Here is a 13,872-nt window from a genome sequence, read left to right on the forward strand (position 1 = left end):
GTCCACGGTGGCGGGCGACGAATGCGCGGGCACGTCGCCGCTTTCCGCACAGGCCAGATGGGCCAGCGCGGCGCGCAACTGCGCGTATTCAGGCATGGCGCGCGAACGGCGGCTGGCCAGCAACAGGGGCCGGCTGCAGCCCAGCGCGGCGATCTCGTCCGCTGCCTGGTCCAGCACGCCCGCCCCGAACACCGTTCGGGTAAGCATGGCCTGATGGATGAAGCGTGGAGATTCTGTCTGCATGGTCGGCAATGGCAAGACGCGGCGGCCGACGTCGGGCCCAGCGATGGAAGGGCAGTGTATAGACGCGCTTCCGGTGGGGATAGAATCTGGATGGGAATTTATCGTTTCCCAATTGAAAACAAACGGACGGCATCATGGATAAGCTGCGCTGCATCGAAGTGTTCATCGAAGTGGCGCAGGGCCTGAGTTTTTCGGGCGCTGCGCAACGCCTGGGCATGGCCAAGGGCAATGTCACCAAGCATGTGAACTGGCTGGAACACCATCTGGGCGTGCAGCTGCTGATGCGCACCACCAAGAGCGTCAGCCTTACCGAGTCGGGCCTGGCCTTGCTGGAAAACGGCCGCGAACTGCTGGAACAGGTAGAAAACGTCGAGACCGCGGCCCGCCGTTCAGCCAAGGAACCCAAGGGCATGCTGCGGGTAGGCACGCCGCCCTCGTTCGGCGCCTTTCACCTGGTGCCGGTCATTACGGCCTTTTCCGCTGCCCATCCGGACATCCAGGTGGTGATGTACCTGGACGACGGCCGCACCGACCTGGTGGCCGAAGGGCTGGACATGTCGGTGCGCATCGCCGCCAGCCTGAAGGACACCAGCCAGATGGCCCACCGGCTGGCCGTGGCGCCGCAAGTACTGGTGGCCAGCCGCGGCTACCTGAAGCGGCGCGGCCGCCCGGCCGACGTGGCGGACCTGGCCGGGCACGATTGCATGGTGCATGCGCTGAAGGCCCCCACCAACACCTGGACGTTCCAGGATGCCAGGGGCACGCCCCGCACCGTGCGCGTGGGCGGCACCATACGCGCCAACTTCGGCGAACCATTGCGCCACGCGGCGCTGCTGGGGCACGGCATATCCATGCACCCCACGTATATGGTGGCCGACGACATCCGACACGGGCGCCTGGACATCGTGCTGCCGGGCTACCGTCCCACCGGGCTGGACATCTACGCGGTGTTTCCCAGCAGGCGCAATCTACCGGTGCGCGTGCGCACCTTCCTGGACTTCCTGAAGGAGTGGTTCAGCCGCCCCGACTGGAGCGGCATCGCGGCCACATAGTTTCCACATCAGAAACACCAAGTTCTTGGTCCGGCCCTATGCCGGCCTGGCGCGGGTTCCTATACTGCGGCCGGTACGCGCCGGCACAGGCGCGGCTCCGGCATGGTGCCGGGGCGCCACGAGGAGCCAAGATGAACATCCGTATCCCGCGCCTGCCGCGCGCCTGCGCCTGCCTGCTGCTGTCGGCCGCCGCGCTGATTCCGGCCGCGCGCGCCGCCTACCCTGAACACCCTGTGCGCATCATTGTGCCCTTCTCGGCCGGCGCCACGCTGGACCTGATGACGCGCGCCGTGGCCGAACAGTTGAGCGGCGAGCTGGGCCAGCAAGTGATCGTGGAAAACCGGCCCGGTGCCAGCGGCATCATCGGCGCCGACGCCACGGCCAAGGCCGCGCCCGACGGCTACACCTATATGATGGCGCCCTTCAGCGTGCTGGCGGTGAACGCCAGCCTGCACAAGAACCTGCCCTACGACAATCTGCGCGACTTCGCGCCGGTGGCCCTGGTGGCCGCGGCGCCCCATGTCTTGCTGGCCAGCGCCCAATCGCCCTTCAAGACCCTGGGCGAACTGATCGCCTACACGCGGCAGCACCCGGGTGAACTGTCGTATGCCTCGGCCGGCGCGGGCAGTTCCGCCCACCTGGCTACCGAGGTGCTGCGCTACATGACCAAGATGGACATGACGCATGTGCCCTATAAAGGCACCGCCCCCGCCTACAGCGACCTGATTCCCGGCCGGGTGGCGGTCATGGTCGACGGCGTGGGCGCCGCCTTGCCGCGCATCCAGTCTGGCCAGGTGCGCGCACTGGGGGTGACCAGCCCGCAGCGCGTGCCGGTGCTGCCCGACGTGCCCACGCTGGCCGAAGCCGGCGCCCCCGGTTACGATGTCACGCCGTGGTACGGCATGGTGGCCCCCCGCGACACGCCGGCCGCCGCCGTCAACACTATGAACCAGGCAGTCAACCGGGCCTTGCAGGGCGACGCCCTGCGCAAGCGCTTTGCCGACATGGGGCTGCAGCCGCGTGGCGGCAGCCCCGCCGAATTCGGCGACTACCTGGCCAGCGAAACCGGGAAATGGCGCCAGGTCGTGCGCGATGCCCACGTCACAGTGAACTGACTATGCCCAGCCTGCTGTTCTCGCCGCTGCAACTGCGCGGCGTATCGTTCAAGAATCGTATCGGCGTGGCGCCGATGTGCCAGTACTCGTGCCAGGACGGCCTGGCCAGCAACTGGCACCTGGTGCATCTGGGCAGCCGGGCCGTGGGCGGCGCCGGCATGGTCATGGTCGAGGCATCGGCCATCGCGGCCGAAGGCCGCATCAGCCCGGCGGACCTGGGCATCTGGAGCGATGCGCACGCCGCCGCGCTGGCCCCTATTGCGCAGTTCATCGCCGACCAGGGCGCGGTGCCCGCCATCCAGCTCGCCCATGCCGGCCGCAAGGGTTCGACCCAGGTTCCCTGGCACGGGCGCCAGAAAGTGCAGGCGGCAGACGGTGGCTGGGATGTGCGCGCACCCAGCGCCCTTGCCTTCAACGACGTGTACCCCCTGCCCGCCGAAATGGCCGAAGCCGACATTACCAAGGTGGTGGACGACTTCGCCGCGGCGGCTCAGCGCAGCCTGGATATAGGCATGCAGGTGGTCGAGCTGCACATGGGGCATGGCTACCTGATGCACCAGTTCCTGTCGCCCTTGAGCAACCTGCGCAACGACGCCTACGGGGGTTCGTTCGACGCCCGGGTGCGCGCGCCGCTGCGGGTGGCATCGGCGGTGCGCGAAGTGTGGCCGCGCCACCTGCCCCTGTTCGTGCGCCTGTCCGCCACGGATTGGCTGGAGGGCGGCTGGGACGTAGCGCAATCGGTGGAACTCGCCCGCCGCATGAAGGCGCTGGGCGTGGACCTGATCGATTGTTCCAGCGGATCTATCGTGCCGGGATCGCAGGGGCAGGCCGAACCGGGCTACCAGGTGCCTTTCGCCGACCAGATCCGCCGCGAGGCGGATATCGCCACGGCGGCGGTGGGCCTGATCACCCGCGCCGACCAGGCCGAAGATATCTTGCGGCGCGGCCAGGCCGACATGGTGCTGCTGGCACGCGAACTGCTGCGCGATCCCTACTGGCCGCTGCGCGCGGCGGCCGAACTGGATGAACAGGCTGGCTGGCCGGTCCAGTACCTGCGGGCGGTGTCCAAATAAAGCCCGGCGGGCCTCGCAGGCATCGTGCCGCCGGCCGCGGGTTGCCTCACGCGCGCGCGCCGTCCAGCCTTTTGGCCCCCTCTTCCACGTCGCCCGATATCTGCACTTTCTTCACTTCGCCTATGTACATGATGATCAGCGATACCCACACGATGCCGTAAAGCAGCATGAAGCAGCTAGACCGGATCTGCAGCAGGTCGGCCATGGCGCCGAACAGCAGCGGCAGCAGGAAGCCGCCCAGGCCCCCAGCCAGGCCGACAATGCCCGTCACCACCCCCATGTTCTCGGGGAAATCATCGGCCACGTACTTGAACGTAGACGCCATGCCGAAAGCGAACATGGCGCCCAATACGAACAGCAGCAGCGTGAACAGCCATATCGGCAGATAGATATGAAAAGCCTCGGGCCCATGCAGCGTCTGTATCGTGAGCGTGGTATTGGGGTATGACAGAATGAACAGGCACACCCACGCCACCCACAGGCACCACCAGGTCATCTTGTGCGCGCCGAAACGGTCGGCCAGGCCTCCGCCCACCGCGCGCAGCACGGCGCCCGGCAAGGAAAACCCCGCCGCCAGCGCCGACGCCGCCACCAGGGTCAGGTTGTACTCGGCCTGGAAGTATTGCGGGATCCACAACGAAAGCGCCGTGAACCCCCCGAAAGTAATCGAATAGTATTGGCAATAGCGCCACACGCGCGGGTTCTTCAGTATCTTGAACTGATCCCGCAGTTTGCCGCCGCCCTTGCCCGCGCCGGGGTCGGGTGCCGCCACCAGCCAGAACATCACCGCGGTGGCCAGCAAGGCCACCGCGTAGATCTTCGGCACCATCCGCCAGCCGTAGGTTTCCAGCAGAATGGGAGTAACGAACAGGTTGACGGCGGCGCCCACGGTGCCCGCGCCAAAAAAGCCCATGGCGAAGCCCTTGCGTTCCGCCGAAAAAAAGCGCGCCACATACGGCGTGCCCACGGCGAACGATGCGCCCACCAGGCCCAGGAACAGGCCAATCAGCAGGAACTGCCACAGTTCCTGCGCATAGCTCACGAAGTACACCGGAATGGCGCAGCCCGCCAGCAGCATCGTCATCACGATGCGCCCGCCAAAGCGATCCGTCCAGATTCCCAGCGGCAGGCGGAAGATGGCGCCCGTCAGCACCGGCGTCGAAGTCAGCAAGCCGAACTGGAAGGCATTCAGCCCAAGTTCCTCGCGGATGCGGATGCCCAGCACCCCGAACATCATCCACACCACGAAGCACACCATGAAGGCAAAGGTGCTGCTGTACAGCACCGCATAGGCCCTGGGCCGGTTGCTCATCGCGCTCTCCTGTTCAACGGAAGGTTCAGGCTTACTGCAGCAAGGGTGAATCCGCGCCGGGCATATCCAGGCCTTCGATACGCGCCTGCCCCGCCAGCCACTGCAGGTACTGGTGCGTGGCCCGGCGTTCGGAAGCCTGGGCCAGCCAGGAAGCGATGCGCGCCTGCACCGCATCGAACGCCATGAGCGTGCCTTCCACCTTGCGGCCGGTGCGCACGATGTGAAAGCCATGGCGTGTCTGCACCAGGCGGTCCAGCAAGGTGTGGGCAGGCATGGCGAATACTTCCTGCTCGAACTCGGGCAGGGTTTCACCCCGGCCGATATCGCCCAGCCGGCCGCCTTCCTGGGCGGACAGGCAATTGGAATACTGGCGGGCGAAATCGCCGAACGCGTCGGCAGGCGCGCGGTGCGCCTCTTGCAGCACCTCGCCGGCCCGCGCGCGCAGGCGCCGCGGGTCCACGCGCGGGGTCAGCTGGAACAGAATGTGCCACACCTCGACCAGCGCCCCGCTGACAAACTGCTGGGGGTGCTGTTCGTAATAGCGCCGGCAGGCGGCTTCGTCGGCCTCGGGTGTCTGGACCTCGGCCGCCAGCACCGCGCTGACGGAGGCGGCCGGGTCGTCTTGAGCCATGCCCAGGGCATGGGCGCGCTGCAGCAGCAGTTCGCGCAATACCAGTTCCCGTCCGGCGCTCTGGCGGGGATCCGGTTCACCCTGATGGTTGGCCATCTCGGCCTGCAGCAGGTCTTCGCCAATAGCGGTGCCGTTGACTGAAATCATCTTGTCTCCCGTTCAGCGCGAACGCACCAGTTGCCAGGCGCGGCCCAGGTAACCCACCGAGGCAAAGCCGCTCCATACGTGCACCAGCCGCGTGAACGGAAAAATCAGGAACAGCGTCATGCCCAGCACCATATGCCACTGGAATACCCAGGGCACGCCCATCATGATGTCCGCCGCGCCCGACCGGAAGGTGACGATGCGCTGCGCCCATTCGCCCAGCAGCAGCATCAGCGCGCCGTCTTCGTGTTTGGCCGACGTCAGGATGGACAGCAGCCCCAGCGACAGCACGATCAGGATCCAGAACAGGGTCAGCCAGTCCGAGAACCGCGACGTGGCATACAGGCGCGGTTCGGATATGCGGCGGTAAATCAGGATCAGCAGCCCCGCCATGCAGATCAGGCCCAGCACCGCCCCGACAATGACTGCCATCGCCTGCTTGGCCTCGGTGCTGACGCCCATGGCGTGGTAAACCGCCGGCGGCGTCAGCAAGCCCACCAAGTGGGTGAAAAACAGCGAGATGATGCCGAAATGGAACAGGTTGCTGCCCCAGCGCAGCGCGCCGCGCTTGAGCAACTGGCTGGAATCGCTTTTCCAGGTGTACTGCTCGCGCTCGAAGCGGGCCAGGCTGCCGAACAGGAACACCGCCAGGGCAATGTACGGGTACAAACCGAAGAAGAAGTAATGCAGATGATCTGGCATGCCGCTCTCCTTACCTTTGACCGCCGCCCGGAGCCGCGGCGGTTTGCCGCGGATCGGCTTCGTAGAAACGCACGGGCTGCGCCGTCTGGCCGCGGGCCCGCATCACCGGTTCGGTGCCGTCCGCCTCGGGGCCGAAGGTCACCATGGCTTCTTCCATATCGCCCTCGGGAGGCTCGGGCAAGGGCTGCGGCACCGTATCGGTCTGCGCCCGCAGCACCGTGAACACGCAGGCATAGGCGCTGCCGCTCTGGGCCAGCTTGTCGCCGATGCGGGCCAGCACGTGGATGGCATCGCCCAGCAGGGCCGCCGAGTCGGCGGGCGGAATCTGCCCCAAAAACTCCAGGAACAGCGGCACGTAATCGGGCAGTTCGCTGGTGTCCAGCAGCAGGCCGTGGCGCAGATATTCCTCGCGCAGATCCACCATGGCCTGCCCGCGGTCGCGCGATTCGCCATGTATGTGCTCGAACAAATGCAGGGAATGGGCCGGGCGCCGGTCGAAGGTGGCCACGTACTGTTCCTGCAGGTCGATCAGGTCCTGCCCGCCGCCCAGCGCGGCGAACACCGGCGCCAGCTGGGCACGCTGCGGCGCGTCCAGCGCGGCCTGCAATTCCGGCAAGGCGCCCAGCAGCGCATCGTCGGGGTAGGCCAGCAACGCCGACAGCACGCTGTAGACGGAAACGGCGGGGGGTTCCAGGGGCTGTATCGTCATTGCCGCCCCCTCAACCATGGATCTTGTCGCGCTGCACTTCCATGAACACCACTTCCTGCGCGTTGCCGCGCGGTTTGCTGCCGAACAGGCTGCCTTCCGACACCCCGCCCGAACAGCCGTTGCCGAACGAAAACCCGCAGCCGCCGCGCATATCGAAGGCATCCTCGGCATACTCGCGATGCGAGGTGGGAATAACGAAGCGGTCTTCATAGTTGGCGATGGCCAGGTAGCGGTACATGTCTTCCACCTGGGCCGTGCTCAACCCAACCTGGCCCAGGATGTCGGCGCGCTCTTCGCCGTCGACGGTGCGGGCCCGCATGAAGGCCCGCATGGCCAGCAGGCGTTCCAGCGCCAGCGCCACCGGCGCCTCGTCGCCGGCCGTCAGCATATTGGCCAGGTAGCGCAGCGGAATGCGCAGCGACTTCACGTCCGGAATTTCGCCGAAGGCGCCGATATGCCCGCTATTGGCGGCCGCCTGGATGGGCGACAGCGGCGGCACGTACCACACCATGGGCAGGGTACGGTATTCCGGGTGCAGCGGGAAGGCAATGCGCCATTCCACCGCCATCTTGTAGGTGGGCGACTGGCGCGCCGCGTCCAGCCAGCCTTGCGGCACGCCGTCGGCCAGCGCCTGGGCGATCACCGCCGGGTCGTTCGGGTCCAGGAATACCTCGAGCTGGGCCTCGTACAGTTGCTTCTCGTCCTGCACCGCGGCGGCCTGCTCGATGCGGTCGGCGTCGTACAGCAGCACGCCCAGGTAGCGGATGCGGCCCACGCAGGTTTCCGAGCACACCGTGGGCTGGCCGGCCTCGATGCGCGGATAACAGAAGATGCACTTCTCGGCCTTGCCGCTCTGCCAGTTGTAGTAGATCTTCTTGTACGGGCAGCCCGACACGCACATGCGCCAGCCGCGGCACTTGTCCTGGTCGATCAGCACAATGCCGTCTTCCTCGCGCTTGTAGATCGACCCCGACGGACAGCTGGCCACGCAGCTGGGGTTCAGGCAGTGCTCGCACAGGCGGGGCAGGTACATCATGAAGGTGTTCTCGAACTGCCCGTAGATGTCCTTCTGCACGTCTTCGAAGTTGTAGTCTTCCGAGCGCTTGGAAAACTCGCCGCCCAGGATCTCTTCCCAATTGGGACCCCATTCGATCTTTTCCATGCGCTGGCCGGTAATCAGCGAACGAGGCCGGGCGGTGGGCGCGGCCTGCAGTTCCGGTGCGTTGTGCAGGTGCTCGTAGTCGAAGGTGAACGGCTCGTAATAGTCGTCGATTTCGGGCAGATTCGGGTTGGCGAAGATATTGGCCAGCAGCCGCAGCTTGCCGCCCTGGCGGGGCTCGATCTTGCCCGACGCCGTGCGTTTCCAGCCGCCGTTCCAGCGTTTCTGGTTTTCCCAGTCCTTGGGATAGCCGATGCCAGGCTTGGTCTCGACGTTGTTGAACCAGGCGTATTCCATGCCGCCACGCGAGGTCCAGACATTCTTGCAGGTGACCGAACAGGTATGGCAGCCGATACACTTGTCCAGGTTCAGCACCATGGCGATTTGCGCGCGTACTTTCATCGTTTTCTCCGGTGCTCAGGCGTGGGTGCTGTCGGGCTGCGCGGCGCGCGGCTTTTCCAGCCAGTCGATCTGCTTCATCTTGCGCACCACCACGAACTCGTCGCGGTTCGATCCCACGGTGCCGTAGTAGTTCAAGCCGTACGAAAGCTGGGCGTAGCCCCCTATCATGTGGGTGGGCTTGAGCACTGCGCGCGTCACCGAGTTATGGATGCCGCCGCGCGCGCCCGTGATTTCCGAGCCGGGCATGTTCACGATTTTTTCCTGGGCGTGGTACATCATCGTCATGCCCTCGGGCACGCGCTGGCTTACCACCACCCGCGCCACCAGCGCCCCATTGACGTTGTAGGCCTCGATCCAGTCGTTATCGACCAGGCCGGCCTTGGCCGCGTCCTTTTCCGATATCCACAATATCGGCCCGCCGCGCGACAGCGTCAGCATGATCAGGTTGTCGGTGTAGGTGGAATGAATGCCCCACTTCTGGTGCGGCGTGATGAAGTTCAGCACCACCTGCGGGTTGCCATTGCTGTAGCGTTCTTCCAGCATGGGGCTGATCGACTTGGTGTCCACCGGCGGCCGGTATACGCACAGCGCTTCGCCAAAGGCCCGCATCCAGGTGTGGTCCTGGTACAGCTGCTGGCGCCCTGTCAGCGTGCGCCACGGGATCAGTTCGTGCACATTGGTGTAGCCCGCGGTATAGCTGACGTGGTCCGATTCCAGGCCCGACCAGGTCGGCGACGAGATGATCTTGCGCGGCTGCGCCTGCAAGTCGCGGTAGCGGATCTTCTCGTGCTCGCGCGGCATCGCCAGGTGGACATGGTCGCGCCCCGTCACCTTGGACAAGGCTTCCCAGGCCTTCACCGCGACCTCGCCATTGGTTTCAGGAGCCAGCGCCAGGATGGTCTCGGCCGCGTCGATATCCGTATCCAGGCGCGGCAGGCCCTGGCTGACGCCGGCCTCTTCCACCTGGTAGTTCAACTGGCCCAGCAGGTCGCATTCGCCGCCCGCCGCCCAGTTGATGCCCTTGCCGCCCACCCCCAGCTTGCGCGTCAGCGGCCCCAGCGACGTGAACTGCTTGTACAGCTCGGGATAATTGCGTTCCACCACCGCCATGGACGGCATGGTCTTGCCGGGCAGCATATCGGCCTGGCCCAGCTTCCAGTCGCGCACGGCGTGCGGGTCGCCCAGTTCGGCGGGGCTGTCGTGCTGCAGCGGCGTCAGTACCAGGTCTTGCGTGGCGGGCAGTTCGGTTGCGGCGATCGCCGAGAACGCGCGTGCGATGCCCTTGTAGATTTCCCAGTCGCTGCGCGATTCCCACACCGGGTCCACCGCCGCCGACAGGGGGTGGATGAACGGATGCATGTCCGAGGTGTTCAGGTCGTTCTTTTCGTACCAGGTCGCGGTGGGAAGCACCACGTCGGAATACACGCAGGTGGTGGACATGCGGAAATCCAGTGTCACCAGCAAATCCAGCTTGCCGCGCGGCGCCTCGTCGTGCCAGACGACGTCCTGCGGTTTTTCCTCGCCGGCCTGGCCCAGGTCTTTGCCCTGCACGCCATGTTCGGTGCCCAGCAGGTGCTTAAGGAAGTATTCGTGCCCCTTGCCCGACGAACCCAGCAGGTTCGAGCGCCACACGAACATGTTGCGTGGGAAGTTGTCGGGATGGTCCGGGTCTTCACAAGACATTTTCAGGCGGCCGTCGCGCAGGGCCTGCACCACGTAGTCGGTGGGCTCCTGGCCTGCCTGGCGCGCGTCGCGCACTACCTGCAGCGGATTGGTCTGCAACTGCGGCGCCGACGGCAGCCAGCCCATGCGCTCGGCGCGCACATTGAAGTCGATCAGCGAACCCTGGAACTGGGCCGGATCAGCCAAGGGCGACAGGATTTCGCCCACCTTCAGTTTTTCGTAGCGCCACTGGTCGGTGTGGGCATAGAAGAACGACGTGCCGTTCATGTGGCGCGGCGGACGGCACCAGTCCAGGCCGAAGGCCAGCGTGCTCCAGCCGGTTTGAGGCCGCAGCTTTTCCTGCCCCACATAATGGCACCAGCCGCCACCCGACTGGCCCACGCAACCGCACATGACCACCAGGTTGATGATGCCGCGGTACGACATGTCCATGTGGTACCAGTGGTTCAACCCGGCCCCCAGTATCACCATGGACTTGCCCTGGGTCTTGTCGGCATTTTCCGCGAACTGGCGCGCCACGGTGATCACGTCATCGCGCTTGACGCCGGTGATGCGTTCTTGCCAGGCCGGCGTGTAGGGCACGTCGTCGTCGTACGAAGCCGCCACGTTGGCGCCGCCCAGCCCGCGGTCCAGGCCGTAGTTGGCCATCAGCAGGTCGTACACCGTCACCGCCAGCACTTCGCCTTCGGCGGTCTGCAGGCGGCGCACCGCCATGTTGCGTTCCAGCACGTCGCCGTGGTCGGTGCCCTGGAAATAGTCGTGCTGGCGTCCGCCGAAGTACGGGAACGAGACCGGCACCACGTCATCGTGGCCGCCCACCAGCGACAGGCGCAGCTTCACCGGGTTGCCCTGCGCGTCCTTGGCGTCCAGGTTCCACTTGCCCTGGTCCCCGCCGTCTTGCTGGTTCCAGCGGAATCCTATCGACCCGCCCGGCACCACCATGCGGCCGCTGGTTTCGTCAAAGGCCACCGTCTTCCAGGCCGGATTGTTGGCTTCGCCCAGCGCATCCGGAAAATCCGCGGCCCGCAGCATGCGTTCCGGCACATAGCGGTCGCCCTGCCGTTCCAGGCGCACCAGGAACGGCATATCGGAGTACTGCCTACAGTACTCGCGGAAATAGTCGCTCTTGCCCTCCAGGTGGAACTCCTTGAGGATCACATGGCCCATGGCCAGGGCCAGGGCGGCGTCGGTGCCCTGCTTGGGGTGCAGCCATACATCGCCGAACTTCGCGCCTTCGGCGTAATCCGGAAAAATGGACACGATCTTGGCGCCGCGGTAACGCGCCTCGACCATGAAGTGGGCATCGGGCGTGCGCGTCTGCGGCACGTTCGAGCCCCACATGATGATGAAACTGGAGTTGTACCAGTCGGCCGACTCGGCCACGTCGGTCTGCTCGCCCCAGGTCTGCGGGCTGGACGGCGGCAGGTCGCAATACCAGTCGTAGAAACTGAGTATGGTGCCGCCCAGCAGCGACAGGTACCGGCTGCCCGCGGCGAACGACACCATGGACATCGCCGGAATCGGCGAAAAACCCACCACGCGGTCGGGCCCGTAGCGCTTGACCGTGTACACGTTGGCCGCCGCCACCAGTTCGTTGACCTCGTCCCAATTGGCCCGCACGAAGCCGCCCATGCCGCGCACGCGCTTGTAGTCGTCGGCCAGGCCGGGCGTGGTGCAGATATGTTCCCAGGCGGCCAGCGGCTCCATGGTCTTGCGGGCCTCGCGCCACAGCCGCGCCAGGCGGCCGCGCAGCATGGGGTACTTGATGCGGTTGGCGCTGTACAGGTACCAGGAATACGATGCCCCGCGCGAACAGCCGCGCGGTTCATGGTTGGGCATGCCGGCGCGGGTGCGGGGGTAGTCGGTCTGCTGGGTTTCCCAGGTGACGATGCCGCCCTTGACGTAGATTTTCCACGAACAGGACCCGGTGCAGTTCACGCCATGGGTGGACCGCACGATCTTGTCGTGCTGCCAGCGGTCGCGGTAGGCCTTTTCCCAGCTGCGGTCTTCCTTCACGACACTGCCGTGGCCGTCGGCGAACGAGTCTTTGGCGCGGGTGAAGTACTTGAGGCGATCGACGAAATAGCTCACGGCATGGCTCCCCTGGCGTTTGAAAAGTCAACAACGCGCTCGGGCGCTAGGGTGGCGGCCTGGGGAGCTTGCAGTGAAAGCTTGCCATCGGTGCTTCCTTTCAACGATCGGCTTGCATGCAGCGTGCCGCCTAACGTACAGCCTGTGTCAGATAACGTCAACATTGGCAATAGAAATTGCAATATCGCGCTTGAGTATGACAAGGTCTGGCTCGGCTTCTCAAAATTTTTATACGTCGTATAATTTTGATCTACGTATAAAAATTGTATTGTTCTCATGACCCTTTCCGATCCGGGCATGCCCGACCCTGGCCGCCGCGAACGCAAGCGCCAGCAAACGCTCGACCATCTGGCGGATACGGCCTATCGCCTGTTCGAGACCCTGGGGTTCGAAGGGGTCACCATGGAACAGATCGCTGCCGAGGCGGACGTGGCCAAGGGCACGCTGTACAACCACTTCCCGGTGAAGGAAGCCCTGCTGGCGCACCGCGTGCACCGCGACCTGGCCACGCACGCCCCCGGCCTGCGCGACACCATGCGCGGCCAAGCGGGTTTCGCCGCGCGCATGGCATGCTTGCTGCAGGCCAGCTGCCATTGGGCCGAATCGAACCGTGCCTACCTGGCGCATTACTTGCGCTACCGCCTGGCGCATACCCAGCCAGGCAATCCGCAAACTGTCCCGCGCAGCGGGCTGGACCAGATCATCGAACCCCTGATACAGGCCGGCCAACAGGCTGGCGAACTGCGCAGCGACCTGCCGGCCGCGCAACTGGCGCACATGTTCCAGTTCTTGTACCTGGCCGCGCTGACGCGCTGGCTGAGCGAACCGGCGAAACCGCTGCGCCACGAACTCAACGCCACGCTGGACGTCTTCATCCACGGCCTGGCCGCGGGAACCCGGCCATGACCGCGTTGCTGCTGGACTGGCCCGCGGCCGTCCAGGCCGGCCCCGCCATCGCGGGCGTAGCTCGTCCATCGGCCTAGGATCCGCTCTGAGCCGTCGGCTTTGCCGACATATTGCTTCCCGTTGCTGGAGTCAGTAATCAGGTAAATCCCCTGGACCTCGGAAAGTGCTGCGCGCCAGTCCCCGTAGCGTGGGTCATCCACCAGGTCCTGCAGTTGGGGGTAGCTAAGCAGCACACCGTCGAAGCCAGGAAAAGGAACCTTGTCCCGGTCAGCGATCTCGACTACCTGCATCCGCGCTGCGCTGGCGGAGCTGGCGCCACGGTGCCAGCTGCGGGGATTGTCCCAGTCAATTACGAGCCGATCCTTGAGGGGTGCAAGGAAATCCGTTGAATGGAGGTCGAAATACCGGCACGATCCACTGCGTTCAGTCGCCAATTCTCCACGATTTTCGAAGGTTCCCCAGAGGCGAGAGCGGTTCTTGCCGTCGGCTATGAGTATCACCCAAAAGCGAGGAGGGGCTGCCGGGAAGCGACGAGGCGAAATGTCCTGCTCCCGGGTGTACGCCAAGACTCGTTCCTCGGTCAGGTCTTCAGGTCCACGGAGCGCGGCAACGTCATTCGGCCTGAATGAGTGGCGTATTACGTGGATATC

Annotated in this window: 11 protein-coding genes and 1 pseudogene; 4 read left to right on the forward strand and 8 right to left on the reverse strand. The window is 65.3% G+C overall.

All coding sequences use genetic code 11. The annotated features are described in order from the left end of the window. Positions 1–207, reverse strand: a pseudogene (locus LPZ50_RS12715) (iron-containing alcohol dehydrogenase); the annotation flags it as partial. A gap of 170 nt (positions 208–377) precedes the next feature. Here LPZ50_RS12715 and LPZ50_RS12720 point away from each other — a divergent pair. From LPZ50_RS12720 to LPZ50_RS12730, 3 genes are all read left to right on the forward strand, one after another. Further along, positions 378–1,295, forward strand: coding sequence for a LysR family transcriptional regulator (locus tag LPZ50_RS12720; protein ID WP_230661856.1), 918 nt, complete (start codon positions 378–380; stop codon positions 1,293–1,295). 131 nt (positions 1,296–1,426) lie between these two features. After that, a complete protein-coding gene (locus tag LPZ50_RS12725; RefSeq protein ID WP_230661857.1) occupies positions 1,427–2,410 on the forward strand; it encodes a tripartite tricarboxylate transporter substrate binding protein in 984 nt (327 codons plus the stop codon). 2 nt (positions 2,411–2,412) lie between these two features. Continuing rightward, positions 2,413–3,483, forward strand: a complete 1,071-nt coding sequence (locus LPZ50_RS12730) for an NADH:flavin oxidoreductase/NADH oxidase (RefSeq protein WP_230661858.1) — start codon at positions 2,413–2,415, stop codon at positions 3,481–3,483. Between the two features lie 46 nt (positions 3,484–3,529). On the opposite strand, the gene LPZ50_RS12735 is transcribed toward LPZ50_RS12730, so the two are convergent. The 7 genes from LPZ50_RS12735 to LPZ50_RS12765 are packed head-to-tail and all read right to left on the reverse strand — an operon-like array spanning position 3,530 to position 12,594. Beyond that, entirely contained in the window at positions 3,530–4,795 is a 1,266-nt protein-coding gene (locus LPZ50_RS12735; protein ID WP_230661859.1) for an MFS transporter, read from the reverse strand. Positions 4,796–4,826: 31 nt separating this feature from the next. Beyond that, positions 4,827–5,573, reverse strand: a complete 747-nt coding sequence (locus LPZ50_RS12740) for a peptidylprolyl isomerase (protein ID WP_230661860.1) — start codon at positions 5,571–5,573, stop codon at positions 4,827–4,829. Positions 5,574–5,585: 12 nt separating this feature from the next. Then, the gene (narI, locus tag LPZ50_RS12745; protein WP_230661861.1) at positions 5,586–6,272 is read right to left on the reverse strand and encodes a respiratory nitrate reductase subunit gamma; all 687 of its coding nucleotides are present in this window, start codon (positions 6,270–6,272) and stop codon (positions 5,586–5,588) included. 10 nt (positions 6,273–6,282) lie between these two features. Beyond that, positions 6,283–6,981 carry a nitrate reductase molybdenum cofactor assembly chaperone gene (gene narJ / locus LPZ50_RS12750; protein ID WP_230661862.1) on the reverse strand — a complete coding sequence of 233 codons (699 nt, stop codon included), beginning with the start codon at positions 6,979–6,981 and terminating at the stop codon, positions 6,283–6,285. 10 nt (positions 6,982–6,991) lie between these two features. Continuing rightward, entirely contained in the window at positions 6,992–8,542 is a 1,551-nt protein-coding gene (gene narH, locus LPZ50_RS12755; protein WP_230661863.1) for a nitrate reductase subunit beta, read from the reverse strand. 15 nt (positions 8,543–8,557) lie between these two features. Continuing rightward, the gene (locus tag LPZ50_RS12760) at positions 8,558–12,316 is read right to left on the reverse strand and encodes a nitrate reductase subunit alpha (RefSeq protein ID WP_230661864.1); all 3,759 of its coding nucleotides are present in this window, start codon (positions 12,314–12,316) and stop codon (positions 8,558–8,560) included. Next, positions 12,313–12,594 carry a hypothetical protein gene (locus LPZ50_RS12765; protein WP_230661865.1) on the reverse strand — a complete coding sequence of 94 codons (282 nt, stop codon included), beginning with the start codon at positions 12,592–12,594 and terminating at the stop codon, positions 12,313–12,315. Before LPZ50_RS12765 ends, LPZ50_RS12760 begins: the two co-directional genes overlap by 4 nt. Here LPZ50_RS12765 and LPZ50_RS12770 point away from each other — a divergent pair. After that, positions 12,593–13,222 carry a TetR/AcrR family transcriptional regulator gene (locus tag LPZ50_RS12770; protein WP_230661866.1) on the forward strand — a complete coding sequence of 210 codons (630 nt, stop codon included), beginning with the start codon at positions 12,593–12,595 and terminating at the stop codon, positions 13,220–13,222. The genes LPZ50_RS12765 and LPZ50_RS12770 overlap by 2 nt on opposite strands. Positions 13,223–13,872: the final 650 nt, after the last annotated feature.

This window comes from Bordetella petrii (assembly GCF_020991325.1).
GTDB lineage: Bacteria > Pseudomonadota > Gammaproteobacteria > Burkholderiales > Burkholderiaceae_B > Bordetella_A > Bordetella_A petrii_E.

What these genes read in the sequence shown, in the direction of transcription:
- LPZ50_RS12720 (WP_230661856.1), top strand. Translation starts at nt 378, where the DNA reads ATGGATAAGCTGCGCTGCATCGAAGTGTTCATCGAAGTGGCGCAGGGC.
- narI (WP_230661861.1), bottom strand. Translation starts at nt 6,272, where the DNA reads ATGCCAGATCATCTGCATTACTTCTTCTTCGGTTTGTACCCGTACATT.
- LPZ50_RS12740 (WP_230661860.1), bottom strand. Translation starts at nt 5,573, where the DNA reads ATGATTTCAGTCAACGGCACCGCTATTGGCGAAGACCTGCTGCAGGCC.
- LPZ50_RS12770 (WP_230661866.1), top strand. Translation starts at nt 12,593, where the DNA reads ATGACCCTTTCCGATCCGGGCATGCCCGACCCTGGCCGCCGCGAACGC.
- narH (WP_230661863.1), bottom strand. Translation starts at nt 8,542, where the DNA reads ATGAAAGTACGCGCGCAAATCGCCATGGTGCTGAACCTGGACAAGTGT.
- LPZ50_RS12735 (WP_230661859.1), bottom strand. Translation starts at nt 4,795, where the DNA reads ATGAGCAACCGGCCCAGGGCCTATGCGGTGCTGTACAGCAGCACCTTT.
- LPZ50_RS12725 (WP_230661857.1), top strand. Translation starts at nt 1,427, where the DNA reads ATGAACATCCGTATCCCGCGCCTGCCGCGCGCCTGCGCCTGCCTGCTG.
- LPZ50_RS12730 (WP_230661858.1), top strand. Translation starts at nt 2,413, where the DNA reads ATGCCCAGCCTGCTGTTCTCGCCGCTGCAACTGCGCGGCGTATCGTTC.
- LPZ50_RS12765 (WP_230661865.1), bottom strand. Translation starts at nt 12,594, where the DNA reads ATGAGAACAATACAATTTTTATACGTAGATCAAAATTATACGACGTAT.
- narJ (WP_230661862.1), bottom strand. Translation starts at nt 6,981, where the DNA reads ATGACGATACAGCCCCTGGAACCCCCCGCCGTTTCCGTCTACAGCGTG.